The organism is Pantoea sp. X85 (assembly GCF_029623675.1).
Lineage (GTDB): Bacteria > Pseudomonadota > Gammaproteobacteria > Enterobacterales > Enterobacteriaceae > Pantoea > Pantoea leporis.
Genome location: NZ_CP121108.1, coordinates 367,701 through 393,646, shown reverse-complemented (window position 1 = coordinate 393,646; position 25,946 = coordinate 367,701). Strand labels below are relative to the sequence as shown.

Genomic DNA, 25,946 nt, shown 5'->3' with positions numbered 1-25,946 from the left:
AATTTATTCGTAAAACTATATATCACACAGAATTGTTAATTCCTCTGCTGCGCGGGATTTTTTTGCTTTTTGCCGCAGCGGACATAAAAAAACCCGCCGAAGCGGGTTTCTGTGCGTAGCGGTCGCCATGAATGGCGAGGTTTTCGTAGGGTGCGCATTCATGCGCACCTGGAAGATTAGCTGGCGCTTTGCGTGCGCAGCTGTTGCTCGTAGGCGGCGGCTTGTTTGGTGTCGAACTGGTCTTCCCAGCGCGCAATCACCAGCACCGCCAGCGCGTTACCGATCACGTTCAGCGCGGTACGCGCCATGTCCATGATGCGATCTACACCAGCGATAAATGCCAGGCCTTCCAGCGGAATGCCCACGCTGCCCAGCGTTGCCAGCAGCACCACGAAGGAGACGCCCGGCACGCCAGCGATGCCTTTCGAGGTCACCATCAGCGTCAGCACCAGAATAATCTCGTCAGTCAGCGACAGATCAATGCCATACAGCTGGGCGATAAAGATCGCCGCGATGCTCTGATACAGCGTTGAACCGTCGAGGTTGAACGAGTAACCGGTCGGCACCACGAAGCTGGTGATGGCTTTCGGCGCACCGTAGGCTTCCATCTTCTGCATAATGCGCGGCAGCACGGTTTCTGAGCTGGAGGTGGAATAGGCAAGAATCAGCTCGTCTTTGAGAATGCGCATTAGCGTGGTAATGCGCAGCTTACAGAAGCGCGCCACCGTGCCGAGCACCACGAAAGCAAAGAACAGAATCGCCACGTACACCAGCAGCACCAGCTTGGCGAGTGGATAGAGCGACGCAAAACCGAAGTTCGCAATGGTGACCGCAATCAGCGCAAACACGCCGACTGGCGCATAACGCATGATCATGTGCGTCACTTTAAACATGGTTTCGGAAATCGAACGGAATACCGTGACCAGCGGATCGCGATGTTCCGATGGCAGCGCCGACAGGCCCATACCAAACAGCACCGAGAAGAAGATAATCGGCAGCATGTCGCCCTTCACCAGCGAGGCGAAGATGTTCTGTGGGATCAGGGACAAAATGGTGGTGACCAGACCGTGCGGTGCACCCTGAACCGCTTCGGTTGTGGCTTCGTATTTAGAGATGTCCACCGTTGCCAGCGTTGACATATCAATGCCGCTGCCGGGTTGGAATACGTTGGCCAGCGTAATGCCGACCACAATGGCAAGGGTGGTGATCACTTCAAAATAGATAATGGTTTTAACACCAATACGTCCGAGCTTTTTCGCATCACCCACGCCGGCAATGCCGACAATCAGTGAGGAGATAACAATCGGTACCACAATCATCTTGATCAGATGAATAAAGATGTCACCCGCTGGCGTCAGAATGTTAGTGATTAACCATTCACGATCGTCGGGCTGATTATGCAGCACGGTTCCCACAATCACGCCCAGAATCAGCGCGACTAAAATCTGCCATGCAAGGGTGAACTTAAAACCTTTCATAACGCGTTATTTCCTCAGTTAAAAACCCCTTTGCTCTGCTGCGAAGGTGCAGGAGAAATGTCACACAGGGAAGTGAGCAAAAGCCCGATAAAATAGAGGGTTATTTATGACTACGTCGGTTACAGCTGTGCAGGCATTTTGCGCCTGCGGGGTGATGCAGTCTGAGTTGATACCTGCTGAACAGGGCCGAGATAAGTACCATTTTCACTACGGTAAATGCAACCCCCGGCGCGATAGCGCAAATCTTATTCAGGTTAGTAGCATAAAATGCTGACGAAGGTTAACGGCCATAACTCGCTGTTATGAAAAGTGTTAATTCGATAAGTTTCAGCATAGCTATGCATTATTGCGCAAAAAGCGGCCCGGCTCGTTTGCTGATTATTTGCACAGCAGAGGCAGAGATCTCTTAGGCTTAAAGCAAAAGATCACGCTGCTGGCGCGGCGTTTTTGCCCGCCGTTCGCCGGGGATTTGGCAGTGATAAAAGGTCGTGATCCAGACTACAAAACAGAAACAAAGCCCTGTCGTGGTCTTCAATTAACCATTGATTGACATATGATTAACATCTTCAAGGAGGTCAGCCATGAGCCAAATACACAAGCATCCCGTACCCGCTGCCATTGCAGCGAATGCTCTCATTAATGCCGATCAGTATGCGGCGCTGTATCAACAATCGGTTGACGATCCCGACACCTTTTGGGGTGAGCAAGGCAAAATCCTCGACTGGATTAAGCCTTACAGCAGGGTGAAAAATACCTCCTTTGCCCCCGGCAATATTTCGATTCGCTGGTATGAAGATGGCGCACTGAACCTCGCCGCGAACTGCCTCGATCGCCATCTCGCCACGCGTGGCGACCATCCCGCCATCATCTGGGAAGGCGACGACGCCAGCGAAAGCAAAACCATTACCTTCCGCGAACTGCATGCGGACGTCTGCCGCTTTGCCAATGTGCTCGGCAGCCTGGGCGTAAAGAAAGGCGACGTGGTGGCGATCTACATGCCGATGGTGCCTGAAGCCGCCGTTGCGATGCTGGCCTGTGCACGCATTGGCGCGGTGCACTCGGTGATCTTCGGTGGCTTCTCACCGGAAGCGGTCGCCGGACGCGTGGTCGATTCCAACGCCAAACTGATCATCACCGCCGATGAAGGCGTACGCGCCGGACGCAGCATTCCGCTGAAGAAAAACGTCGATGATGCCCTGAACAATCCGAACGTCACTACGGTGAAAAATGTGGTGGTGTTTAAGCGCACCGGTAAAGACACCGGCTGGCGCGAAGGCCGCGATCTGTGGTGGCACGATTTAGTGGCGAAGGCCAGCGATCAGCATGAACCGGTCGCCGTCGATGCCGAACATCCGCTGTTTATCCTTTATACCTCCGGTTCCACCGGCAAGCCGAAAGGCGTGCTGCACACTACCGGCGGTTATCTGGTGTATGCCGCCAGCACCTTTAAGTATGTGTTTGATTATCATCCTGATGATGTTTACTGGTGTACCGCCGATGTCGGCTGGATCACCGGCCACAGCTATCTGATTTACGGCCCGCTGGCGTGCGGCGCGACCACGCTGATGTTTGAAGGCGTGCCGAACTGGCCAAAACCAAGCCGCATGGCGGAAGTGGTGGATAAACATAAGGTGACGCTGCTGTATACCGCGCCAACCGCGATTCGCGCGCTGATGGCCGAAGGCGATAAAGCGATTGAAGGCACCGATCGCAGTAGCCTGCGCATCATGGGTTCGGTGGGTGAACCGATCAACCCGGAAGCATGGGAGTGGTATTACAAGAAGATTGGCGACAGCCGTTGCCCGATCGTCGATACCTGGTGGCAAACTGAAACCGGCGGCTTCATGATCACGCCGCTGCCGGGCGCGACCGAACTGAAAGCCGGTTCCGCCACTAAACCGTTCTTTGGTGTGCAGCCAGCGCTGGTGGATAACGAAGGCAATCCACTTGAGGGTGCCACCGAAGGAAACCTGGTGATTGTCGATTCCTGGCCAGGCCAGGCGCGTACGCTGTATGGCGATCACGATCGTTTCGAACAGACCTACTTCTCCACCTTCAAAAATCGCTACTTCAGCGGTGACGGCGCGCGCCGTGATGAAGAGGGTTATTACTGGATCACCGGCCGCGTCGATGACGTGCTGAACGTCTCCGGCCACCGTCTCGGCACCGCCGAGATTGAATCGGCGCTGGTGTCGCATCCGAAGATTGCCGAAGCGGCGGTGGTGGGCATTCCGCACAGCATCAAAGGCCAGGCAATCTATGCGTATATCACGCTTAACCACGGCGAAGAGCCGTCGCCAGAGCTGTATACCGAAGTGCGTAACTGGGTGCGTAAAGAGATTGGCCCGATTGCCACGCCGGATGTGCTGCACTGGACCGACTCGCTGCCAAAAACCCGCTCCGGCAAGATTATGCGTCGCATTCTGCGCAAAATCGCTACGGGCGATACCAGCAATCTCGGCGATACCTCTACGCTGGCCGATCCGGGCGTGGTAGAGAAATTGCTGGAGGAGAAACAGTCCATCACCATGCCATAACCGGCTTCTGTTGTAGGGGCGACCATTTGGCCGCCCTTATATGCCACGTATTTCTGAGTTCGCACAACTTATAAAACTAGAATATTCAGCCAGTTAAATCACTTTACCGTGAGATATCTGTCTGCCTTGCCTCTGGAGAAAATGTGATGAACGAAACCCCTGAACAGGAAGCAGTCTGGCAACAAGTCGAGAATAATCCGCGCTTTCATGAACTGGTGCACAAGCGCCAGGCGTTTGCGCTGTTGCTCAGCGTGATCATGCTGGTGCTCTACATCGGCTTTATTCTGTTGATCGCCTTCGCACCCGCCTGGCTCGGTACGCCGCTGCACGCGGGCACTAACGTCACGCGCGGTATTCCGATTGGTGTCGGTTTAATTGTGATGTCATTCGTGCTGACCGGCGTCTACGTGTGGCGCGCCAACGGCGAGTTTGATCGTCTGACCAAACAGATCCTGAGCGAGGTAAAATCATGAAGCGCCTGCTTTCGATATTTCTCGCGGTAGTGCCCGCCAGCGTGTTTGCCGCCGATGCCATTACCGGCGCGGTGCAACGGCAGGCCACCAACTATGAAGCCATTATCATGTTCGTGGTGTTTGTCGCGGCGACGCTCGGCATCACCTATTGGGCTTCGAAACGCACCCGCTCGCGCAGTGATTACTACACCGCCGGCGGCAATATCACCGGTTTCCAGAATGGCCTCGCCATCGCCGGCGACTTTATGTCCGCCGCCTCCTTCCTCGGTATTTCTGCGCTGGTTTACACCTCGGGTTACGACGGTCTGATCTACTCGCTCGGCTTCCTCGTCGGCTGGCCGATGATCCTGTTTTTGATTGCCGAACGTCTGCGTAATCTCGGACGCTATACCTTCGCCGATGTCGCCTCCTATCGCCTCGCGCAGAAACCGATTCGTACGCTGTCAGCCTGCGGCTCGCTGGTGGTGGTGGCGCTGTATCTGATCGCGCAGATGGTGGGTGCGGGTAAGCTGATCCAGCTGCTGTTCGGCCTCGATTACCATATCGCGGTAGTGATGGTCGGGATTCTGATGGTGCTGTACGTGCTGTTCGGCGGCATGCTGGCGACCACCTGGGTGCAGATCATTAAAGCGGTGCTGCTGCTGTTTGGTGCCAGCTTTATGGCGATTATGGTGATGAAAGCCACCGGCTTTAGCTTCAATACGCTGTTCACCGAAGCGATGGCGGTGCACCCGAAAGGCGCGGCGATTATGCAGCCGGGCGGGCTGGTGAAAGATCCCATCTCGGCGTTGTCATTGGGTCTCGGCTTGATGTTCGGTACCGCCGGTTTGCCGCATATTCTGATGCGCTTCTTCACCGTGGCCGATGCGCGTGAAGCACGTAAAAGCGTGTTCTGGGCCACCGGCTTTATGGGCTACTTCTACTTCCTGACCTTTATTATCGGCTTCGGCGCGATTTTGCTGGTGGGATCGAATCCAGCCTTTAAAGACGCCAGCGGCGCGCTGCTCGGCGGCACCAACATGGCAGCGGTGCATCTGGCGAACGCGGTCGGCGGCAGCCTGTTCCTCGGCTTTATCTCGGCCGTGGCCTTCGCCACCATTCTGGCGGTAGTGGCAGGTCTGACGCTGGCGGGGGCTTCGGCAGTTTCACACGATCTCTATGCCAGCGTGATCCGTGAAGGTAAAGCGACGGAACGCGATGAACTGCGCATCTCGAAGATCACCGTGCTGGTGTTAGGTGTGGTGGCGATTGCGCTGGGGATTCTGTTTGAGAAACAGAACATTGCCTTTATGGTCGGTTTGGCGTTCTCGATTGCTGCCAGCTGTAACTTCCCGATTATTCTGCTGTCGATGTACTGGTCAAAACTGACCACGCGCGGCGCGATGGTGGGCGGTTGGCTGGGACTCGTTACTGCGGTACTGCTGATGATCCTTGGCCCAACGATTTGGGTGCAGGTGTTGGGGCATGAAAAACCGATCTATCCGTATGAGTATCCGGCGCTGTTCTCAATGCTGGCGGCATTTATCGGTATCTGGCTGTTCTCAATTACCGACCATTCTGCACGCGGTGCCCAGGAACGTGCCCGCTTCCGTGGGCAGTTTATTCGCTCACAGACGGGGATTGGGATTTCGCAGGGGAAATCGCATTAAGTCCGTGCTGGCTTCCCCTCACCCTCTCCTATAGATGGGAGAGGGAACCGATCGGCGCGTTTTCTCCTTCTCCCGCTTGCGGGAGAAGGCCGGGATGAGGGACAGACCGCACCCAAACAAAAATGGCGACCCATTGGGCCGCCATTTTTCATTCTAATTTAAACAATTAGAAACGCAGTGATGCGCCAACATACGGGCCATCGACCAGTACGTTATCTTTGCGGCTGCCTTTGTTGTTCAGCTCAATGTACTGATAACCCACACGCAGGTTCAGCAGCGAAATCGGCGTGAAGCTCAGGCCGCCTGAGGCTTCCTGGTAGCTATCGAGGCGATCGGAGAACGCTTCTGGCGCATAGTAATATTCGCCGTACAGGCCCCACATGCTGTTGAAGCTGTATTGCGCTGCGCCACCGACTGCCACGGTGAAGCCATCACGACCATCTTCCGGATGGGTGAACAGCGCTTTCGCAGTAGGCGCAATGCGGAAATCACCCACGTCGATGTTATAGCCGAGGCCCGCACCGTAGGTGCTGCCATCGTGATCGCTGCGCAGCCAGTTGCCTTTCAGGAACAGGCCCGGTGAAGTGGTGCCGAGGCCAAGGTTCAGGTTGGTGCTATGCTCACCCACGTCAACACTGCCCTCAATTGCCTGTGCGCCGCTGCTCAGCAGTGCCAGACCCAAAACGCTTCCAGTAACAAGTTGCTTTAACATGTGATTCCACTCCATGAAGGACAATTAATTCGGCGGCAAGGGTACCAGCCTGGCGACGAGAGACAACATTATTTGGAAAGCTTTACGTAAAAATGGATTACGGCGGGGAAAAAAGTGGCCCTAAAGCCACTTTTCAGATTAGAAGCGCCAGGCTGCGCCGATAAAAAGACCATCAATCGCACGATGGGTTTTATATTCGTGCAAGCCACTACCGAGATAGCGGTAACCGGAACTCAGCGTTAACCAGTGGGCCGGTTGGTAGTAAACTCCGGCCTCAAACTGATGCAGATGATCCAGCTTATAGGTGCTGAAGTTAGGCGCCATGCTGAAATCGAGATAGAGCCAGGTATGGCGCGCTTGTGGCAGTGGAGCCATCGCGCGTATACCCGCATTCACGCCGTAGCTGGAGGTTTTATCATGGTTCAATTCAGCCCAGAACAAACCGACGCGCGGCACAATGCGCATTGCGCCTACAGCCACGCCGTAACCCAGATTGGCGTCCAGCAATTCTGACTGATGTTTGGCATTCACGTATTCCACGCCATATTGCAGGCCTGGCGCGGTTTTTTGGCTGTTGATGGCGGCCGCAAAGAAATCACTGCCCCCCTTTACGCCGATTTCCTGAGCAGTTACCCCAGCGGAGGCCAACAGGAGCCCCATTGCAAAATACTGACTTTTCATTTATCGCTTCCTTATCGTTTAAGCGGGCAAACAATAAGCAAAGCGATCGGGCTGCTGTATGAGCAATGACTCAAAACCAGCGGATTACGATACCCACAGTAAGTGGCTTAACAGCGGCGCGAGAATGACGGTGACGACGCCAGACAGCATCATCACCAGGCTCGACACCACGCCTTCCTGCTGGCCGAGTTGATACGCGCGCGCGGTGCCTGCGCCATGTGATGCAGCACCAAAACCGGCGCCTTTAGCCACGCCCTGCTTGATGGCAAGACGCAGAAACAGCACGTCGCCCACCGCCATACCAAACACACCGGTGATCACCACAAACAGCGCCACCAGATCCGGCTGGCCGCCAATCGGCTGCGCGGCTGCCAGCGCAAACGGCGTGGTAATTGAGCGTACCGCCAGGCTGCGCTGAATGGTTTCCGGTAACGTTAGCAAGCGCGCCAGCCACACCGAACTGCATACTGCCACCAGCGTGGCCGTCAGCACGCCCACGCTCAGCGACAGCCAGTGACGCTTGATGATCTCAAGGTTCTCATACACCGGCACGGCAAATGCCAGCGTCGCCGGGCCAAGCAGCCAAATCAGCCAGTGGCTTTCAGCGATGTAATTTTTCCAGCTGACGTGAGTGAGCAGCAACAGCGCCACCAGCACCAGCGGCGTCAATACCAGCGGCATCAACAGCAGCGTGCGCCAGCGGCGATAAAGAATTTTGTTGAGGTAGTAGACCAGCAGCGTGAACGCCAGACACAGCAGACTAATCAGCAGATCATTCATGATGCGCCTGCTTGCGTGCGGCGCGTGCCAGTTCGAAGCGATATAAACGATCAACCACCAGTGACGTCGAAGCCAGCACCAGCAAGGTACTGACGCCGATCACCACGCAGATGCGCCAGCCTTCACTGCGCAGCAAATCGCTGTAGTTCACTACCGCCACCACCGCTGGAATAAAGAACAGCAGCATTTCTGCCAGCAGCCAGTTGGCGCCAGCTTTCACCCAGCGCAGCGGCACGATGCGCGTCATGATCAACACCAGCAGCAGCACCATGCCCACTACGTTGGCGGGCAGCGGCAGATGCAGCCAGCTCACCAGCCTGTCGCTGAAAATAAACAAACCGACATACAGCACCAGCTGCAGCGGAACAAAGGTACGTTGCAGGAGATCCGTTCTGCGCGGACTTAATGCCATCATTGCTTGTTACCTGGATGAAAAATTGAGGTGCCCAGTATAAATCCGCCGCAAACTGTGAAAGAAATGAATTAAAATTATTCAAACTATGCCAAAAAGGAATGTTTATGGATGTGCGCGCCCTGCGCTACTTCACTGAGGTGGTGCGCCAGCAGAGCTTCACCCGCGCCGCTGAGAAGCTGTTCGTGACGCAGCCGACCATCAGCAAAATGCTGCGCCAGCTGGAAGAGGAGCTCGGCTGCACCTTACTGCTGCGCGAGGGCCGCAAACTGCATTTAACGGATAGCGGTCAGGCGGTTTACCAGCGCGGACTGGTGATTCTGCAAGAGTTCCACCAGCTTGAAGCGCAGTTGGGCGATATCAACCAGCTGAAAACCGGCGAGCTGCGGCTGGGTATTCCACCGATGGTCGGCATGCAGATGGCCGGATCGATCTCCGCCTTTCGCCGCCGTTATCCCGGCGTACAGCTGAAAATATCCGAGTTCGGCGGACTGACGGCGCAGCAAGCGGTGCTGAGTGGCGCGCTGGATATCGCCCTTACCGCACTGCCGATCGAATCCGAACTGCCGCTCAATACGCTGGAGCTGATGCACCATCCGCTGTGCGTGCTGCTGCCGCGCAGTGAACAATGGCGAGATCACCGTAAAGTCGGTTTGGCAGAGTTAGCCGAACATCCGCTGCTGATCCTCAATGAAGAGTTCGCCTTGAATCGCCAGATTCGTAAAGCGTTTCAACGCCAGAACCTGACGCCAACTATTGCGCTGCGCAGCGCGCAGTGGGATTTTCTCGCCGCGATGGTGCAGGCGGGTATGGGACTGGCGATTCTGCCGGAGCCCATTTGTCAGCGGCTGGATAAGCAGTCGCTGCTGTGGCTGCCGCTGGAATCGGAGCTGCAGTGGAGTTTGGGGTTGATTTGGCGGGAAGGCAGTTATCTGTCGCGCAGCGCCGAGGCGTGGATTGAATGTTGCCGTGAACACTGGCCGGATAGTGCGCCACGGCTGTCGGTGTGAAAACAACCGCAGCGCATTAACGTAGCGGCGCAATGTTTTGCGCCGCTACCGATGAACAATATGGCTTACTGCTATTCCTCTTTCTCAATCAGCAACGCTTCCAGCAGATCAAGATCGTGCAGCAGTTTCTGCATTGTCTCGTTGGAGATCTCCTGCGTGGCGCGCAGATGATAGACCTCGGCGCGCTCGGCGCGCAGCGCATTGAGGCGGAAACGACGCTCAAGATTTTCAGCAAATTGCGCCTGTTCGATATCGTTTTTCCCCTCCGCGCGACGACGCAGGTTACCAATCACGCGCAGGCTGACCTCTTTCAGCAGCTCAGGATCGATGTTCTCTTCGGTGTCGCTCTCAAGACGCTGCTCCATTTTATGCAGGCTCTCAATCGCCACTCCCGCCATCGCGGCACGCGCAAACTGAATCTCACGACGATGGCCGACCTTATCGATGCTTTCTACGTCGCGCAGCAGAATCGGCAGTAGCACCACGCCAACCAGCAGCGACACCAGAATCACGCCGGTAGCGATGAACACCAACTCATAGCGCGCCGGGAACGGATCGCCGTTGCTCAGGAACAGCGGAATCGACAGCACACCGGCCAAGGTAATGGCACCGCGCACGCCGGCAAAAGAGGCAATCAGCAATTCACGCAGCGAGTAATTGGTAAACTCCAGCGGCTTCTTCTTCAGCAGACGCATGCTGGTGCGCTTCATGATCCACAACCAACCGAAACGCACCACCATCAGCGCGGCGTACACCAACAGAACATCGGTAAACAGCATCCACAGTTCCACGTTAGGATCGGCTTGCGCCTGCGCAATCGAGGTGGAAAGGATGTCGGGCAGCTGCAGGCCGAGCATCAGGAACACCATGCCGTTGAACACGAACTCCAGCATCTGCCAAACGCTGTTCGCGCGCAGACGCATCGCCAGCGGTGCCTGGCGGATAATGCCGGAACGCGTAATGGTCATACCGGCGGCGACGGCGGCGAGAATGCCCGATACGCCAAGGTGTTCCGCAATCAGGTACGAGGCGAACGGTAACAGCAGCAGCAGCACGGTCTGTGTTGCCGGGTCATCCCCGCTCCAGCGGCTCAGCAGACGCAGCGAGCGGCCATACAGCCAGCATATCGCCACACCAGCGACCAAACCGCCAACCGCCACTTTGAGAAACTCAACGCTGGCGCCGCCCCACGTAAACACCATGGTGCCCATCGCCACCGCGACGGCAAACTTCAGCGATACCAGGCCCGACGCGTCGTTCATCAGGGCTTCGCCCTGCACAATCGACATAATTTTTTTCGGGATGCGTCCTTCACCGACAATGCCGGACAGCGCCACGGCATCGGTTGGCGAAAGCACCGCCGCCAGCGCGAAGGCGGGAATCAGCGGAATCCCTGGCACCAGCCAGTAAATCAGGTAGCCAATCCCGACCACCGTGATCAGCACAAGAACCAGCGCCAGCCCCATGATTTCGCGACCGTGATGCAGGAACTCGTTTATCGGCGTTTTCCAGCCATCCGCAAACAGCAGCGGCGGAATGAACAGCACGAGGAACAGTTCCGGATCAAAATCGACATGCAGGCCGAAGACGGGAAATGCGAGCAGTGCACCGGCGGCAATTTGCACCAGCGGCAGGGGAATTTGAAACGGCAGAATACGTGCCGCCACGCTGGAGAGTGAAACCACCAGCGTCATGATGAGAATAGTAAAGAAGATTTCCATGCTTTCCTTAGGCGAATCAATTTCATTAAAGCGATGTTGTTGCGTGGGAAAGTGTAAAACAAAACGCCGCACAGCGGAGCAACCCGATGTGCGGCGTGATGCAGAAAGCGAATAATCCTGGAATTATTCAACTTTCAGGTCAGATGGCCCAGCCACCGGCATAGAACGCGACCAGCGCGACAGCAATCACCACGGTGCCCACGTTCAGCTTGCGCCACTCACCGGCAAACAGGCGTCCAATCACCAGTGAAGCGAAGCCGAGCATGATGCCGGTGACGATGTTGCAGGTCAGCACGATGAACACGGCGGTCAGCAAGCCGGACATCGCATCAACGAAATCGTTGAAGTCGATTTTTGCCACGTTACTCAGCATCAGCAAGCCAACGTACATCAGCGCCGGCGCGGTCGCGTAAGCCGGAACCAGATAGGCCAGCGGCGACATGAACAGGATCACCAGGAACAGCAAACCCACCACAATCGCCGTCAGACCGGTTTTACCACCCGCCGCCGTGCCCGCCGCCGATTCGATATAGACCGCAGCTGGCGAAGCGCCGACCAAGCCGGCAAACAGGCTGCTGACGGAATCGGTGGTTAACGCACGACCGCCGTTGATAATCTGCCCCTCTTTATCCAGCAGATTCGCCTGCCCCGCGACCGCGCGGATGGTGCCGGTGGCATCAAAGACCGCGGTCATCACCAGCGCCAGCACGCTTGGCAACACCACCGGTTGCAGCGCGCCCATGATATCGAGGCTAAACATCGCTGATTGCCCGTTAGCATCCTTAAGGCTCGGCATGGCAAACAGACCTTGATAGGTCACCGCCGGATCGAAAATCAGGCCGAGAATCGAGATGGCGATGATGGTCAGCAGAATGCCGCCCGGCACGCGGCGTTTTTCCAGACCAAAAATCGCCGCCAGTCCCACCAGCGACATGATTACCGGGAACGAAGCGAATTGACCCAACGCCACCGGCAAGCCCGGAGCCGGATTTTTCACCACTAAACCAATGCCGTCAGCGGCGATCAGCAGCAGGAACAAGCCGATACCTACGCCGGTGCCATGCGCCACGCCCATTGGTAAGTTGCGCAGTATCCATGCGCGGATGCCGGTGACCGAAATCAGCGTGAACAGCAAGCCCATCAGGAACACCGCACCAAGCGCCACCGGCACGCTAATGTGCTGGCCGAGCACCAGGCTGAACGCGGTGAAGGCGGTCAGCGAGATGGCGCAACCAATCGCCATCGGCAGATTGGCCCACAAACCCATGATGATCGATCCAAAACTGGCGACCAGACAGGTAGCGACGAACACCGCCGTTGGCGAGAAGCCCGCTTTGCCCAGCATGCCGGGCACCACGATGACGGAGTACACCATCGCCAGAAACGTTGTCAGACCCGCCAATACTTCCTGACGCACGCTGCTGCCGCGTGCAGAGATATTGAACCAGGCGTCCAGTTTTCCACTGGCCGGGCGCGATTCGCCAGACATAATTCTTCCTCAATTTTTTTGTGATGTGAGTCGCCGCGCGGCGCACGTTTGCCGTTCCCTGATGGCGGTTTTTCATGATGAAAATCCAGGCAAACGTTTACGTCGCCGCGTATTCCAGGCCGTAAAGGGGGACGCGGAAAAAAGGCAAACGATTATCTGGCGTTTGCCCTGGGGTTTTCAACTCTTAATCACGGGTATTGCAGGATAAATCCAGGCAACTGACCCCGCAGGGCCGCCAATTATGGCGGCCTGCCTGAACTCAGCGGCTTAACTCAATCGCGCCGCCCTGCTGGATCGCCCGTTGCCAGGCCGCGCGCTGCTGCATGGTTTCCAGCCAGCGGGCGGTGGCGGGTGTATCGCTCAGGGAACCACGCAGTTGCAGCGCCAGCAGCGGGAAGCTCATCTGCACATCGGCGATGCTAAAACGTGAACCGGCAAAAAACGCATGCTGCGTGAGATGCTCTTCAATTACCCGACCATGTAGAGCCAGCTGTTTATTCAGCCAGGCTTTCTGAATCCCTTTGCTCAGGGCGATGCCGGCCGGACGCAGCAGCCACGGCACCGGCTTTTTGCCAAACTGCGCAAACACCAGTTTCATTACCAGCAATGGCATCAGCGAACCTTCAGCGTAATGCAGCCAGTAACGCGCCTGAATCTGCTCATCTTCATGACTCAACGTCAGCTGATGCTCGCTGTCGTACTTCAGTTGCAGGTATTCGAGAATTGCGCCTGACTCGGCAATCACGCGATTGCCGTCGGTAATCACCGGGGATTTGCCCAGCGGATGCACTTTCTTTAAGGAATCGGGTGCCAGCAGGCTGTTTTCACGCTGATAGCGTTTGATTTGGTAAGGCACCGCAAGCTCTTCCAGAAGCCATAACACGCGATGCGAGCGGGAATTTTCCAGATGGTGAACGGTGATCATACGGTTTCCTTGCCGGTAAAAGTGTTCCGCCAAGTATAGTCGATCAGCGTTTTTGCTCGTCCTGTTCCGGATCGAGTAACACCGCGCCCGAACCTTGCTCGCCCAACCGGTCACCGGGATTGCGCAGCGGGCAATCGCGCATCGATAAACAGCCGCAGCCAATGCAGCCATCAAGATCGTTACGCAAGCGCGTGAGGGTTTCGATGCGTTTATCCAGCTCCTCGCGCCAGTGCTGCGTCAGCGCGTCCCACTCTTGTGTCGACATCCGTTTATTAGCCGGCACATGCGTCAGGCTGTCGCTCACCGTCGCCAGCGGAATGCCAATGCGTTGTGCAATTTTGATGATGGCAACGCGACGCAGCACGTCACGGCTGTAGCGACGTTGGTTGCCGCCGTTGCGCGAGCTACAGATCAATCCTTTGGTCTCATAGAAGTGCAGCGCCGACACCGCCACGCCGCTGCGCTTCGCCACTTCACCCGGCGTCAAAACCGGCTTCGGGTAATTGCGTTCTTTTTTCATTTAGGGCCTTTACCTCAAGTTAACTTGAGGAATTATACTCGCACCCCAGCAAAACTTCGAATTTCTTACCAGGCAAAAAACATCAGAAGGATGAGGCTATGATGCAACAGGAAATCATTCATTCGCTGTCCAACTGGATCGATCAGAATCTGGATAAAGCGCTGTCAATTGATGAAGTCGCGGCAAAATCAGGTTACTCAAAATGGCATCTGCAGCGTATGTTCCGTGCCGTCACGAAACAAACGCTGGGTGGCTATATTCGCGAACGTCGTCTGACCCTGGCCGCTGAAGCGCTGCGTCAAACCCAGCGTCCGGTGTTCGATATCGCGATGCAATACGGTTACGATTCGCAGCAGACGTTCTCGCGCGTGTTCCGCCGTCAGTTCTCGCAAACGCCAACCGCTTATCGTCATACCATGCGTCGCCAGGCGATGATTCAGCGTCCGCGTTTGCTCAGTTTTGACTGTGCAGACAACAACATGACCAGTTTTGCCCAGCGTACCACCGGCGAGTGCTGCCCGGTTAGCTAACCCTTTCTGCGCGCCCCTTGCGGGCGCACCTCGCTTTTCCTGCCTGTTTTTTCCCCAGTTCGATAAAAATCTTTCTACCTGACCCGGTATAAATTTTGTTCAAAATTTAAAATCGAGTGATATAATGTGAGCCAAGTCACACTTTTCTGTCTTCAGTTAGACGGCCAGAAGGACTTCCCTGACCTTCCTTCTTAGCCGCCAGTGATGTCGATTGAATGTCGGGGATATCACTGATTCTAAGAGGTTTTTGCAGATGGCCACCCTAACCACCAGTTTGATTGTAATGCGCTGGGAACTCCTGAGTGCGGTAATGATGTTCTTCGCCAGCACCATGAAAATTCGACTGCGTCAGAACAGTCACCACGTGATGGCGCTGCTGTGCGGTGGCATCGGCGTTGGCATGTCATGCTGGTTTGTTACTGGCCTACTCGGTATCACGCTGAGCATGGAGAATCTGCATAACTTTATGGAAATCTCCAAAAACGCCTTTATCGAAGTAATGAGCCAGACGCCAACCGATTGGCCAATGCCTTAATCGCAGCCAATAAAAAACCCCGCCGAAGCGGGGTTTTTTATTTTGCTGTGTGATTCTAAATTTTCTTCAATACGGCCGGAATGGTCACTTCCGCCACCGTGATGCCCGGTATCTTCGTACCGCGGCGATCCTGAATCCACATATCACCCATCATCTGATTTAGCCCGCGATCCAGACCGGTCACCAAACCCGCGCCCGGCGTGAAGGTTAATTCGCCGAAGTAGATCTGCTCGTTATCGATGTACCAATCCACGCGCACATAATCGAAATCGCTCGCCAGCTTTTTACTCAACGCCAACGCGTGCTGCAACGAGGCCATTTGCGGCGTCACGTCCAGGCCGGTATCACGAATTTTGTGATACGCCTCGTTGAGGTTGTTGACGTAGAAGTTCATCGACAACAGCGGATTGCAGCGGTTGTAGATCACCTGCAGCACATACTCAAAGCTGCCGTCGCGCTTGTTGAACATGTGGAACTTGTAGTCAATTGGTGCCGATTTACCATCGCCAATGTACTGCTCCACCAGAATGCGTGGCTTGATGTAGCGATAGTGAATCTCGCGCGCTTCGTTGGCGAAATCGGTCTTCAGCCAGCGATGGCAATCGTTGATAATCTGCTGCTTCTTCAACGCATCCGGCTCTTCCAGCAGGATCTCCACCATGTTGGAGGCGTGATTCGGCTTGATAACGGTATTTTTCCAGCTCGGCAGCGTGTGCAATGAACTGGGATCGCTGGTCTCGTAAACCAGCGGGATCAGGTATTCGCTGCCCACTTTCTCGGCGATATATTCACGCACCGAATATTTGTCCGACAGACGACCATAAATCTGATAATCGCCATGGATGAATTTGCGATACAGCACCTTCTCGTTAAACACTTTCGGCTCGCGCAGATTAGGCAATTTGCGGAACTTGTGAAAATAGTAGATACGATCCTGGTATGCCCAGGGCATCTTCTTGATGAAGTACTGAACGCTTCTTCTGAGTTCATCTTTCAACTTGAGCATATCTGACCTCATTTGTAGGTTTTGTAGTTGAGTGAGGAAACCTGGATTTTTTGGATGACGCCGTTTTTGAAGAAGTAATTCATTACGGTAAGAGACAGCAATTCTGAGATGAAAACGCTCCATGCGGCACCCATGATGCCGTAGCTCTGGATCAGCCACCACGACAGCGGCAAGCTGATGACCATCAGGCAAACGATTTTCTTCAACAGATAATTAAACCCGCCTTCTTTGACCATGTAGCGATACGCTACGGTCCCCATCGCCGAAAAGCAGGTTGCTAACGACAACAACGTAATGAGACTTCCTGACTGTGTGTACTCGTGACCATATAAAGCGATGATGATTTTTTCGCCGTACATCGCGATCACCGCTAACAACAACAATGAAACACCCATGACATAACCATTAAGCCGTGCTGTCAGCTTGATGGCGGTTTCTCCACGCTCACGGAAGATTTCCGAAAAGCAGGAAGTGATGATGGCGACCGGGATAAAAATCCAGGAGGCCGAAATGGTATTGGCGGCGGCGAACAAACCAAGATCGCGCGCTGAGGCGATGCCTGCCAGGAACATCTGTGCCGCTTTCACCTGCACCGAGATAAAGATGCTGGAGATGGCCAGCGGCAATCCGGCGTACAGCAAATAGCGCAGATAGGTGTTGCGCTTATCCTGTGGCGGCGCCACATCCTGATTTTCGCGATAAAAGTTAAAACGCTTAATGACGTACGGCACCAACGTGACGGCGACAATCGAAACGGTCAGCCATAGCGGATTGAGGTGCAGCCAGGCAATGGCGAAACTTAAGCTGAAGCCCAGCAGCAATCCGACAGAGTTGGCGATGGTATTCAGCCGCGACGCTAAGCGCGCATTGTTGTAGACACTGAAGGTGTCCTGCGTCACGAAAACCGAAGAGATAAATGAGGCCAGTGCAAAAGCGAGGAAGTTTTCCTGCATGTTGTACCAGACCCAAATCAAGACGGGCAGCGATGTGAGCAACAGCAAAACCATGCGCATGTTGCGCGCTACGGTCATCAGGCGTAGCCCTTTCGGTGCACTCTTACTGATACGTTTAAACAAAATGGTTTCCGTACCGAAAATCGCCACGGTCTGCACCATGGAAAACAGTGAGGTCGAAAACGCCATTTGGCCAAAGATGGTTGGACCAAAGGATTTTGCCACGTAGGAGGTCACAAATATGACGCCGAACACGGAGACGATCTTTTCAGACATCATCCAGACGGCATTCGACATTACGCTCAATTTCATTGACTGATCCTTAGTATTACGAACTACAACAACTTTCGGTACAACGTCCTTGAAATGAATTAACAAGCGCTCAGTGGGCCTGACTTAATTTATTAACTTCAAACCAAACTGGTCCGAAAAATGAGACTCGCGTCAGCAATTAGGAATTATATTCAGGAAAATTCCGATTATATCCGGTGCGAAACTCGGTGGATGTAAACGATTTCAGCCTAAATTCTAAGCAAAAGTTTACTGGCATACCCTGACATTTCTGCAAGTGGTTTATGCCGATTTTCCAATGAATGTAGTATTTTTCTGCATTTGGGATGGAGAGAATTTATATCAAAAACCTAAAGCCAGGAAGGCGTTCAATGCCATTCGGAATAAAATAAGATTTATCCCATGATGATATTTCTTCTAAATATCTTAATTTAACCCTCGCAATTCAAATCGCGCACTTTAATACTGCATTAATAGTGTTTTTGCAGTGCCAGATATTAATACAGTAATTCTCATCCACTAATTGATAAGAAAGGTAATAGCATTTATGAGAAAGTCACGATATAGCGAAGAGCAAATCACAAATGCCATTAAAGCTTCTGAAACGGGAGTGAAAGTCAGGGAGATTTGTGAGGAGCTTGGCATTTCCGAGGCCACTTTCTATAGCTGGAAGAAGAAGTTTTCTGGGCTCTCTTCCGAAGAAGGTAGAAAAATCAAGGAGCTGGAAGATCAGCTACTTAACCTCACGCGTGAGCTGCAATCACTGAGTTCCGATAAAGAGATGCTGCAAAGCGTATTGAAAAACTTCTTCACCACCAATGAAAAGCGTCAGGCGGTTAACTTTCTGCAAACGACATTCGACATAGGTACCCGTCGTAGCTGCCGTTTACTGGATATTAGCCGTAGCGTTTATCATTATCCTGCAGGTACAGATAATCGCTAATACCATTAAGGCCGATGTTATTTGACCTAATGCTGAGATTTGTTCTTACCAGAAGATATCAAGATCATTTAATACGGCGTTCACAACATAACAATTCGCACCAATTTTTCCTGATGAATACCATCGCGGAATTGCTTCCTTTTTTGCGGTAAAATAGATTCACATCAGCAAAAGTCTCTCTATTCAAGCCATTCTAACGAAGTCCAATCTCATTTCGGTGAGATTGGCGCTTCGATTATTACTTTACCAACATTAATCATCAGTCCTGAATGCGGATAGTTCTGTTAAGCATTATGAACAACCGAGTGTAACCGCTCACACACAACCTCTGTTTTCATCTGGATCTGTTCTGAGATCGATTCGTCAATCGTTTGACACGCGTAGACCATAATTCCCTCTTCTGTTGCCAGGAATAATCCTGATAACAAAGGTTACCTGCCCTAAACAATAACGGCCAAAAAGCGGGAAATAAGTTAAATTCCTGCACCCTATTCATCGCTACGCTTAATGGTTTTTTGCCAAAGGTTAATGGAATCTTTCTTAACATCTCTCGATTCCCTTAAGCAAAAAGTGGTTTTCAAGTGCCAATCTTCAGTGCCAAATGGCAATAAAAGGTAGGTTAGATGCATGTTTTTGCGCGCTAATGCGTCGGTTTTTTCCGCTTTAGGGCCTGCGATAGCCAGGAAGATCGGAGATTCGTGAAGGTTCAGGAAGCCTTAATACGGTTAAACACTCATGCGTCGGATGAAACGGTATGACTTTTTATGACAAATTAGCGCTAAAAAGAGGGCTGCAATTAGCCAAAATGTTATATCGATGGCCAGCTGAGCGCCTGAATGGGCGAAGAGGCGCGTGAAAAGGGTTAGTCAAATTCTTAAAATACAGCGTAGTACGCTGCCGAAATGATTTTTCAGCAGCCCTATTTTGATGACCTATACCGCAGTGATGCGCGGCTGGGGTTTAATACGCATCGCGTAGATCACGCCAATAATTAAACAACCAATGCCAAGCGCGGTTAGCAGCGGCGGCCAGCTTTGTCGCCACAGGAATGTCCACAGCAAACCGGCTAAGGTTTCGAACACAATCAGCGGCCCCATGATCACCGTCGGCACGCGTTGGCTGGCCGCATTCCAGCAGAGCGTGCCCAACCATGAGCAAATCAGCCCGATACCTAACATCAATAATAGAAAGCGTTGCGGCTGCGTCCCGAATGGCAGCGCAAATGCAGGTTGCTGCCAGTGAAGCTGCACGCAGACTAATAGATAGAACACTATTGCCAGCGGCAGCGTCACCAAACCTTGTGCCGTCGCCCAGCTGGATGGCTTGTGCTGGGGATGCGCGCGTAACCATAAACCATTACGCAGCGGATACCATGTCCAGCATGCCACCGCCAGAACCGCTAACCCTAAACCGGTGAGATAGCGCGACCAATCAAAATCGGGGCCTTGCGTCTGGAGTTCGGCGGCATTCACGCAAGCCAGGCCCACAGCAATAATCAGCAACGCTGGCGTCAATTTACGCCACGGCAAGCGCCCTTCAAGATGGCCATAACAGAGATTGGCCGTCACAGTAATCACCACCGGCAAGGTGCCGATAATCATGGTAGAAATGGGCGCGCCGGTGCGTTGAATCGCGCTGGCGAGAAACGCGTAATAGAGCAAATTGCCAATCAGCGACAGCTTCAGCGCTTCGATCCAGTCTTTGCGCGCCAGCTGACGCAAACGACGGCGATCCAGCCAGGCGAGCGGCAACACCACCAAACCAAAGGCGACGTAGCGTCCGGCCGATTGCAAGGTGCCGGGATAATCCGGTATTAACAGCGGGCCCACAAAGATCAATCCCCACATCAGTCCCGCCGCCAGCGCAAACAGTATTCCAGCAAACATAAACTCTTCCTTTATATGCATTCCGCTGCAGTGTGACGCAGGTGGAGGCTAAAGGCTTGTAGCAGATTGCGGTTAGCGTGAAGGGAACACTTGTTTTTGATAGCGGCCCGGCGTGATGCCGTAGCGATGCGCGAAGGCGCGGGTGAGATGAGCCTGATCGGTAAGACCAACCGATGCCGCGACGGTTGCCGCACTGTCGCCGCGTGCCAGCTGCTGTTTTGCTGCGAACAGGCGAAAAGCCATCAGCATTTGATGCGGCGTGACGTGGAAGTGTTGTTTAAAACTGCGCAGGAAATGCCACGGCGACAGTGATGCCAGCGCAGCAAGTTCTTCGAGGCGCACCGGTTCGGCGAGATTTTCACGCAAATAGTCTCTTACCGCATCAAAGCGATGTGCACCTTCGACAGGTCGCAGCTGTCCCTGACGCGCCAGCGGACGCATTAACTCCAGCAGTTCGAGCAAAATGCTTTCACGCTCCAGCGGGGTTTCCGCCTGCCACATCTGCGCCAGCAATTGAGAAAACGGCTGCGCCAGACGCGCATCGGTGCGCAGAGCATCGGTGAACCACCAATGACGATCGCCGGTCAGACGATCCATCTCCTGCGGATCGATATAGATCATGCGATAACGCCAGCCTTCGTCGCAGGCAGATTCACCGGTGTGCAGCTCGTCAGGATTCATCATCACCAGCGAATGCTGCGGCGCGGTGTAACTGGTGCCGCGATAGCGAAAGCGCTGGGCGCCGGATTCGATAGTGCCGATGCCAAAGGCTTCATGGGTATGCGGTTCAAAAGCGTAGCGGGAGATGTGCGCCTGATACAGCTCGATGCCCGGCAGCTCAGCGAAATGCTGAAACTGCGCACGATCTTGCTCACAAGGAAAGATTTCAGGAACCACCTTCACGACACACCTCCGGAATAAATCGCTTATAAGCATGCGCGGCAGTGGCGATAAATGCAAAGCGGATTTGCTTTACCTCGTTGCGAGTTCACCGGACACTGACAAAACTTAACAGGAGATAAAAATGGCTAATCGTGTGGTTGTGGTAGTGGATATGCAAAACGGCGTGCTGGCATCGCCGCGTTTTGATCGTGCCGGACGCTGCGAGCGGATCAATCAGTTAACCGCTGCGGCCGATCAGGTGATCTTCATCCAGCACGTTGGGCCAGGTTTAGAGGTCAATTCAGCAGGCTGGGCCATCGTCCCCGAGTTACAGCAGCCGGCCAACGCCATCTTTGTCAATAAAACCGCCTGCGACAGTTTCTGGCAAACCGATCTCGCCGCTCAACTCGACCAACGCGGTATTAAAAGCTTCGTTATTTGCGGCTGCGCGACTGATTACTGTGTCGATACCACCATCAAAGTCGGCGCCAGCCTCGGCTATCACATCACCGTCGCCGCCGATGCGCATACCACCGCCGACCGCACCTATGTTTCCGCGCAGCAGCAGATCAATCAGCACAACGAAGTGTGGGCCGATTTGATTATGCCGGGCAACCCGGTGCTGGTACGTGAGACGGAAGCGTTATTGCGGGAATGGCGACCGCATTAAGGCTGCACCTTGTTTGGCTTGAGATAAAAAAAATGCCACTCCTCGCGGAATGGCATTTCTGGATTCGATAACGTCCGGCCTGAGATAGCTCAGGCGGATTATCAGAACGGAATATCGTCGTCAAAATCCATTGGCGGTTCGTTGTTAGCAGGCGCGCTCTGCTGCTGTGGACGCTGCTGCGCACCGCCGCTGAACTGGTTGCCACCGCCCTGCGGCTGCTGTTGTGGCTGCTGTGGCTGGCCCCAACCGTTGTTATTGCCGCCGCCCTGGCCGCCCGCCGGTGCGCCACCTGCGTTCGCGCCCTGCTGACGTCCGCCCAGCATCTGCATGGTGCCGCCAACGTTAACCACCACTTCAGTGGTGTATTTTTCCTGGCCGGCCTGATCGGTCCATTTGCGGGTACGCAGCTGACCTTCGATGTAAACCTGAGAACCTTTACGCAGGTATTCGCCAGCCACTTCCGCCAGCTTGCCGAACAGCACAACGCGGTGCCATTCCGTGATCTCTTTGTTTTCACCGGTTGTCTTATCGCGCCAGCTTTCTGACGTGGCCAGCGTAATGTTGGCTACCGCGCCACCATTTGGCATGTAGCGCACTTCCGGATCCTGACCCAGATTCCCGACTAGAATCACTTTGTTTACGCCACGACTGGCCATGTTGCTGTCTCCCGATGAGTTGATGCTAAAAGTCTAAGCGAAAAATTGTATCACGTCACATTGGCGTGTGCCCACTTTAGAGCGGGATTCCAAAATTTATCGGCGGACAGAATAGCAAAAACACTGGATATTTATTCAGTTTATTTTTTGTGCCATAATGGACCGTTTCTGCTGGTCGTGCTGGCAAGGCATGGCGAGTGTTGTTCAATCCGGGAAAGGTGAATGGATAAGATCGAAGTCCGCGGTGCTCGCACCCATAATTTGAAGAACATCAACCTGATCATCCCTCGCGATAAGCTCATTGTGGTCACCGGTCTGTCAGGTTCCGGTAAGTCTTCGCTGGCGTTTGATACGCTGTATGCGGAAGGCCAGCGTCGCTATGTCGAGTCGCTTTCGGCCTATGCGCGCCAGTTTCTTTCATTAATGGAGAAACCGGACGTTGACCATATTGAAGGTCTTTCGCCCGCCATCTCCATTGAGCAGAAATCGACTTCGCATAACCCGCGTTCCACTGTCGGCACCATTACCGAAATTCACGACTACCTGCGCCTGCTGTTCGCGCGCGTGGGTGAACCGCGCTGTCCGGATCATGACGTTCCTCTGGCAGCGCAAACCGTGAGTCAGATGGTCGATCAGGTGCTGTCGCAGGAAGAAGGCCGTCGTCTGATGCTGCTGGCACCGGTGGTGAAAGATCGCAAAGGCGAACACACCAAAACGCTGGAAAACCTCGCTGCGCAGGGCTATATCCGTGCGCGTATCGATGGTGAAGTGTGCGATCTGTCGGATCCACCGAAGCTGGAGTTACAGAAGAAGCACACCATTGAAGTGGTGATTGACCGCTTCCGCGTGCGCGAGGATCTGGCAACGCGCCTGGCCGAATCCTTTGAGACCACGCTGGAACTGAGCGGTGGCACCGCGATCGTCGCCGATATGGACGATCCCAGCGCCGAAGAAATGCTGTTCTCGGCCAACTTTGCCTGCCCAATCTGTGGCTACAGCATGCGTGAACTCGAACCGCGCCTGTTCTCGTTCAACAATCCGGCTGGCGCCTGCCCGACCTGCGATGGCCTGGGCGTGCAGCAATATTTTGATCCCGATCGAGTGGTGCAGAACCCCGAGCTGTCGCTGGCCGGAGGCGCCATCCGCGGCTGGGATCGCCGTAACTTCTACTACTTCCAGATGCTGCGCTCGCTGGCAGAGCATCTGCAATTCGATGTTGAAGCTCCGTTTAACAGCCTGAGCGACAAAGCGCGCGAAGTGATTCTGTACGGTTCCGGCAAAGAGAATATCGAATTCAAATACATCAACGATCGCGGTGACACCTCAGTGCGCCGCCATCCGTTTGAAGGCGTGCTGCACAACATGGAGCGCCGTTATAAAGAGACGGAATCCAACGCGGTGCGCGAAGAGCTGGCGAAATTTATCAGCAACCGTGCCTGCGCCAGCTGTGAAGGTACGCGTCTGCGTCGTGAAGCGCGTCATGTTTTTGTTGAAGACACCAACCTGCCGACCATCTCAGAAATGAGCATCGGTCATGCGATGGATTTCTTCGCCAACATGAAGCTGAGCGGCCAGCGTGCGCAGATTGCGGAAAAAATCCTGAAGGAGATTGGCGATCGCCTGAGCTTCCTGGTGAACGTCGGCCTGAATTACCTGTCGATGTCACGCTCGGCGGAAACGCTCTCCGGCGGTGAAGCGCAGCGTATTCGTCTGGCCAGCCAGATTGGTGCCGGTTTAGTCGGCGTGATGTACGTGCTGGATGAACCCTCAATCGGCCTTCACCAGCGCGACAACGAACGCCTGCTTGGCACGCTGATTCACCTGCGCGATCTCGGTAACACAGTGATTGTGGTGGAGCACGATGAGGATGCGATTCGTGCCGCTGACCATGTGATCGATATCGGTCCGGGCGCGGGCGTGCACGGTGGTCAGGTAGTTGCCGAAGGTGATGTGCACGCGATCATGGCGAATGAAAATTCCCTGACCGGCCAGTTCCTTAGCGGCAAACGCGAGATTGCGATTCCCCAAGAGCGCGTCAAAGGCGATCCAGCCAAAGTGCTGAAACTCACCGGTGCGCGCGGTAACAACCTCAAAGATGTCACGCTGACGATTCCGGTCGGCTTATTTACCTGCATCACCGGCGTGTCCGGATCGGGTAAATCGACGCTGATCAACGATACGCTGTTCCCGATTGCGCAGCGCCAGCTCAACGGCGCGACCACCATCGAAGCCGCGCCTTATCGTGAAATCGCCGGCCTGGAGCATTTCGATAAAGTGATCGATATCGATCAGAGCCCGATCGGTCGCACACCGCGTTCGAATCCCGCGACCTACACCGGCATTTTCACTCCGGTGCGCGAACTGTTCGCCGGCGTGCCGGAAGCGCGTTCACGCGGCTACAATCCGGGGCGCTTCAGCTTCAACGTGCGCGGCGGACGCTGCGAAGCCTGTCAGGGTGACGGCGTGATCAAGGTAGAGATGCACTTTCTGCCCGACATCTACGTGCCGTGCGACCAGTGCAAAGGCAAGCGCTATAACCGCGAAACGCTGGAGATTAAATACAAAGGCAAGAGCATCCACGAAGTGCTGGATATGACCATCGAAGAAGCCCGCGAATTTTTTGATGCGGTGCCGGCGCTGGCGCGTAAGCTGCAAACGCTGGTCGATGTCGGCCTGTCGTATATCCGTCTGGGCCAGTCAGCTACCACGCTTTCTGGTGGTGAAGCGCAGCGCGTCAAGCTGGCGCGTGAGCTGTCAAAACGCGGCACAGGCCAGACGCTCTATATCCTCGATGAGCCGACCACCGGCCTGCACTTTGCGGATATTCAGCAGTTACTGGAAGTGCTGCATCAGCTGCGCGATCAGGGCAACACCATCGTGGTGATTGAGCACAACCTCGACGTGGTGAAAACCGCAGACTGGATTGTCGATCTCGGCCCGGAAGGCGGCAGCGGCGGCGGTGAAATCCTGGTGTCCGGCACGCCAGAAACGGTGGCGGAGTGTGAAAAATCACACACGGCGCGTTTCCTTAAGCCAATGTTGAAGAAGTAAATTTCTCTCAGGCCCGCCATTGCGGGCCTGTTTTTTTCTGTCGGATTCCGCAACGAAATGCAGGAACAGGCAAGAATCAGACAACTTCAGGCATATACGCATTACCCCCTGCTGACTATCCTTACAACGTTCCTTTTGGCGTCCCTTACGCCCTTT

The 25,946-nt window shown here is 54.4% G+C and carries 23 protein-coding genes; 9 read left to right on the top strand and 14 right to left on the bottom strand.

Annotated elements, in window-relative coordinates; translation table 11 throughout:
• Positions 1-176 precede the first annotated feature (176 nt).
• The gene (gene gltP, locus P6287_RS01775; protein WP_007888562.1) at positions 177-1,478 is read right to left on the bottom strand and encodes a glutamate/aspartate:proton symporter GltP; all 1,302 of its coding nucleotides are present in this window, start codon (positions 1,476-1,478) and stop codon (positions 177-179) included.
• A 581-nt stretch (positions 1,479-2,059) separates the two neighbouring features.
• On the opposite strand from gltP, the gene acs reads away from it, so the two are divergent.
• The 3 genes from acs to actP all read left to right on the top strand — a co-directional run bounded on the left by acs (position 2,060) and on the right by actP (position 6,137).
• Positions 2,060-4,015, top strand: a complete 1,956-nt coding sequence (gene acs, locus P6287_RS01770; RefSeq protein ID WP_277974406.1) for an acetate--CoA ligase — start codon at positions 2,060-2,062, stop codon at positions 4,013-4,015.
• 146 nt (positions 4,016-4,161) lie between these two features.
• Positions 4,162-4,488, top strand: coding sequence for a DUF485 domain-containing protein (locus P6287_RS01765; protein ID WP_008109989.1), 327 nt, complete (start codon positions 4,162-4,164; stop codon positions 4,486-4,488).
• Positions 4,485-6,137 (top strand): cation/acetate symporter ActP, encoded by a 1,653-nt coding sequence (gene actP, locus P6287_RS01760; RefSeq protein WP_101763042.1) that lies wholly within the window; start codon positions 4,485-4,487, stop codon positions 6,135-6,137. Before P6287_RS01765 ends, actP begins: the two co-directional genes overlap by 4 nt.
• A gap of 166 nt (positions 6,138-6,303) precedes the next feature.
• Here the strand turns inward: actP and P6287_RS01755 are convergent, their stop codons facing one another.
• The 4 genes from P6287_RS01755 to P6287_RS01740 all read right to left on the bottom strand — a co-directional run bounded on the left by P6287_RS01755 (position 6,304) and on the right by P6287_RS01740 (position 8,725).
• Positions 6,304-6,849, bottom strand: a complete 546-nt coding sequence (locus P6287_RS01755) for a YfaZ family outer membrane protein (RefSeq protein WP_008109987.1) — start codon at positions 6,847-6,849, stop codon at positions 6,304-6,306.
• A gap of 138 nt (positions 6,850-6,987) precedes the next feature.
• Entirely contained in the window at positions 6,988-7,530 is a 543-nt protein-coding gene (locus P6287_RS01750; RefSeq protein WP_192412665.1) for a YfaZ family outer membrane protein, read from the bottom strand.
• 84 nt (positions 7,531-7,614) lie between these two features.
• Positions 7,615-8,310 (bottom strand): LrgB family protein, encoded by a 696-nt coding sequence (locus tag P6287_RS01745; protein ID WP_210081820.1) that lies wholly within the window; start codon positions 8,308-8,310, stop codon positions 7,615-7,617.
• Positions 8,303-8,725, bottom strand: coding sequence for a CidA/LrgA family protein (locus P6287_RS01740; protein ID WP_008109984.1), 423 nt, complete (start codon positions 8,723-8,725; stop codon positions 8,303-8,305). Before P6287_RS01740 ends, P6287_RS01745 begins: the two co-directional genes overlap by 8 nt.
• Before the next feature lie 104 nt (positions 8,726-8,829).
• On the opposite strand from P6287_RS01740, the gene P6287_RS01735 reads away from it, so the two are divergent.
• Positions 8,830-9,732 (top strand): LysR family transcriptional regulator, encoded by a 903-nt coding sequence (locus P6287_RS01735; protein ID WP_110868163.1) that lies wholly within the window; start codon positions 8,830-8,832, stop codon positions 9,730-9,732.
• A gap of 71 nt (positions 9,733-9,803) precedes the next feature.
• Here the strand turns inward: P6287_RS01735 and P6287_RS01730 are convergent, their stop codons facing one another.
• The 4 genes from P6287_RS01730 to soxR form a co-directional block, all read right to left on the bottom strand.
• Positions 9,804-11,453 (bottom strand): Na+/H+ antiporter, encoded by a 1,650-nt coding sequence (locus tag P6287_RS01730; protein ID WP_101763047.1) that lies wholly within the window; start codon positions 11,451-11,453, stop codon positions 9,804-9,806.
• A 139-nt stretch (positions 11,454-11,592) separates the two neighbouring features.
• Entirely contained in the window at positions 11,593-12,942 is a 1,350-nt protein-coding gene (locus P6287_RS01725) for an NCS2 family permease (RefSeq protein ID WP_101763048.1), read from the bottom strand.
• 259 nt (positions 12,943-13,201) lie between these two features.
• The gene (locus P6287_RS01720; RefSeq protein WP_217550054.1) at positions 13,202-13,867 is read right to left on the bottom strand and encodes a glutathione S-transferase; all 666 of its coding nucleotides are present in this window, start codon (positions 13,865-13,867) and stop codon (positions 13,202-13,204) included.
• 43 nt (positions 13,868-13,910) lie between these two features.
• The gene (gene soxR / locus P6287_RS01715; protein ID WP_101763050.1) at positions 13,911-14,387 is read right to left on the bottom strand and encodes a redox-sensitive transcriptional activator SoxR; all 477 of its coding nucleotides are present in this window, start codon (positions 14,385-14,387) and stop codon (positions 13,911-13,913) included.
• 98 nt (positions 14,388-14,485) lie between these two features.
• Here soxR and soxS point away from each other — a divergent pair, with 98 nt between their 5' ends.
• Positions 14,486-14,917 carry a superoxide response transcriptional regulator SoxS gene (gene soxS, locus P6287_RS01710; RefSeq protein WP_036649992.1) on the top strand — a complete coding sequence of 144 codons (432 nt, stop codon included), beginning with the start codon at positions 14,486-14,488 and terminating at the stop codon, positions 14,915-14,917.
• A 253-nt stretch (positions 14,918-15,170) separates the two neighbouring features.
• On the top strand, positions 15,171-15,452 hold the full coding sequence (locus P6287_RS01705) for a YjcB family protein (RefSeq protein ID WP_008109973.1): 282 nt from the start codon (positions 15,171-15,173) through the stop codon (positions 15,450-15,452).
• A 55-nt stretch (positions 15,453-15,507) separates the two neighbouring features.
• Here the strand turns inward: P6287_RS01705 and P6287_RS01700 are convergent, their stop codons facing one another.
• A complete protein-coding gene (locus tag P6287_RS01700; RefSeq protein ID WP_101763051.1) occupies positions 15,508-16,458 on the bottom strand; it encodes an ATP-grasp fold amidoligase family protein in 951 nt (316 codons plus the stop codon).
• 8 nt (positions 16,459-16,466) lie between these two features.
• Positions 16,467-17,723, bottom strand: a complete 1,257-nt coding sequence (locus P6287_RS01695; protein ID WP_277974405.1) for a polysaccharide biosynthesis C-terminal domain-containing protein — start codon at positions 17,721-17,723, stop codon at positions 16,467-16,469.
• Positions 17,724-18,249: 526 nt separating this feature from the next.
• On the opposite strand from P6287_RS01695, the gene P6287_RS01690 reads away from it, so the two are divergent.
• Positions 18,250-18,645 carry an IS3 family transposase gene (locus P6287_RS01690; RefSeq protein ID WP_008109970.1) on the top strand — a complete coding sequence of 132 codons (396 nt, stop codon included), beginning with the start codon at positions 18,250-18,252 and terminating at the stop codon, positions 18,643-18,645.
• Positions 18,646-19,577: 932 nt separating this feature from the next.
• Here the strand turns inward: P6287_RS01690 and P6287_RS01685 are convergent.
• Together P6287_RS01685 and P6287_RS01680 are read right to left on the bottom strand one after the other, a co-directional pair.
• Positions 19,578-20,531, bottom strand: a complete 954-nt coding sequence (locus tag P6287_RS01685) for a DMT family transporter (RefSeq protein WP_277974404.1) — start codon at positions 20,529-20,531, stop codon at positions 19,578-19,580.
• Between the two features lie 72 nt (positions 20,532-20,603).
• A complete protein-coding gene (locus tag P6287_RS01680; protein WP_277974403.1) occupies positions 20,604-21,434 on the bottom strand; it encodes an AraC family transcriptional regulator in 831 nt (276 codons plus the stop codon).
• Between the two features lie 121 nt (positions 21,435-21,555).
• Between P6287_RS01680 and P6287_RS01675 the strand changes: the two genes are divergently transcribed.
• Complete coding sequence (locus P6287_RS01675; protein WP_192235999.1) at positions 21,556-22,083, top strand: isochorismatase family protein; 528 nt, start codon at positions 21,556-21,558, stop codon at positions 22,081-22,083.
• Between the two features lie 101 nt (positions 22,084-22,184).
• On the opposite strand, the gene ssb1 is transcribed toward P6287_RS01675, so the two are convergent.
• Positions 22,185-22,739: a single-stranded DNA-binding protein SSB1 gene (ssb1, locus tag P6287_RS01670; RefSeq protein WP_061718369.1), complete on the bottom strand. Its 555-nt coding sequence runs from the start codon at positions 22,737-22,739 to the stop codon at positions 22,185-22,187.
• A gap of 222 nt (positions 22,740-22,961) precedes the next feature.
• Between ssb1 and uvrA the strand changes: the two genes are divergently transcribed.
• The gene (gene uvrA, locus P6287_RS01665; RefSeq protein ID WP_110868157.1) at positions 22,962-25,790 is read left to right on the top strand and encodes an excinuclease ABC subunit UvrA; all 2,829 of its coding nucleotides are present in this window, start codon (positions 22,962-22,964) and stop codon (positions 25,788-25,790) included.
• Positions 25,791-25,946 lie beyond the last annotated feature (156 nt).

Excerpts from the sequence above, each read along its gene's own strand:
- P6287_RS01720 (WP_217550054.1), bottom strand. The coding sequence starts at position 13,867 with ATGATCACCGTTCACCATCTGGAAAATTCCCGCTCGCATCGCGTGTTA.
- soxR (WP_101763050.1), bottom strand. The coding sequence starts at position 14,387 with ATGAAAAAAGAACGCAATTACCCGAAGCCGGTTTTGACGCCGGGTGAA.
- actP (WP_101763042.1), top strand. The coding sequence starts at position 4,485 with ATGAAGCGCCTGCTTTCGATATTTCTCGCGGTAGTGCCCGCCAGCGTG.
- P6287_RS01755 (WP_008109987.1), bottom strand. The coding sequence starts at position 6,849 with ATGTTAAAGCAACTTGTTACTGGAAGCGTTTTGGGTCTGGCACTGCTG.
- uvrA (WP_110868157.1), top strand. The coding sequence starts at position 22,962 with ATGGATAAGATCGAAGTCCGCGGTGCTCGCACCCATAATTTGAAGAAC.
- P6287_RS01690 (WP_008109970.1), top strand. The coding sequence starts at position 18,250 with ATGAGAAAGTCACGATATAGCGAAGAGCAAATCACAAATGCCATTAAA.
- P6287_RS01685 (WP_277974404.1), bottom strand. The coding sequence starts at position 20,531 with ATGTTTGCTGGAATACTGTTTGCGCTGGCGGCGGGACTGATGTGGGGA.
- soxS (WP_036649992.1), top strand. The coding sequence starts at position 14,486 with ATGATGCAACAGGAAATCATTCATTCGCTGTCCAACTGGATCGATCAG.
- P6287_RS01750 (WP_192412665.1), bottom strand. The coding sequence starts at position 7,530 with ATGAAAAGTCAGTATTTTGCAATGGGGCTCCTGTTGGCCTCCGCTGGG.
- P6287_RS01765 (WP_008109989.1), top strand. The coding sequence starts at position 4,162 with ATGAACGAAACCCCTGAACAGGAAGCAGTCTGGCAACAAGTCGAGAAT.
- P6287_RS01675 (WP_192235999.1), top strand. The coding sequence starts at position 21,556 with ATGGCTAATCGTGTGGTTGTGGTAGTGGATATGCAAAACGGCGTGCTG.
- P6287_RS01705 (WP_008109973.1), top strand. The coding sequence starts at position 15,171 with ATGGCCACCCTAACCACCAGTTTGATTGTAATGCGCTGGGAACTCCTG.
- gltP (WP_007888562.1), bottom strand. The coding sequence starts at position 1,478 with ATGAAAGGTTTTAAGTTCACCCTTGCATGGCAGATTTTAGTCGCGCTG.
- P6287_RS01745 (WP_210081820.1), bottom strand. The coding sequence starts at position 8,310 with ATGAATGATCTGCTGATTAGTCTGCTGTGTCTGGCGTTCACGCTGCTG.
- ssb1 (WP_061718369.1), bottom strand. The coding sequence starts at position 22,739 with ATGGCCAGTCGTGGCGTAAACAAAGTGATTCTAGTCGGGAATCTGGGT.
- P6287_RS01725 (WP_101763048.1), bottom strand. The coding sequence starts at position 12,942 with ATGTCTGGCGAATCGCGCCCGGCCAGTGGAAAACTGGACGCCTGGTTC.
- P6287_RS01700 (WP_101763051.1), bottom strand. The coding sequence starts at position 16,458 with ATGCTCAAGTTGAAAGATGAACTCAGAAGAAGCGTTCAGTACTTCATC.
- acs (WP_277974406.1), top strand. The coding sequence starts at position 2,060 with ATGAGCCAAATACACAAGCATCCCGTACCCGCTGCCATTGCAGCGAAT.
- P6287_RS01735 (WP_110868163.1), top strand. The coding sequence starts at position 8,830 with ATGGATGTGCGCGCCCTGCGCTACTTCACTGAGGTGGTGCGCCAGCAG.
- P6287_RS01730 (WP_101763047.1), bottom strand. The coding sequence starts at position 11,453 with ATGGAAATCTTCTTTACTATTCTCATCATGACGCTGGTGGTTTCACTC.
- P6287_RS01695 (WP_277974405.1), bottom strand. The coding sequence starts at position 17,723 with ATGAAATTGAGCGTAATGTCGAATGCCGTCTGGATGATGTCTGAAAAG.
- P6287_RS01740 (WP_008109984.1), bottom strand. The coding sequence starts at position 8,725 with ATGATGGCATTAAGTCCGCGCAGAACGGATCTCCTGCAACGTACCTTT.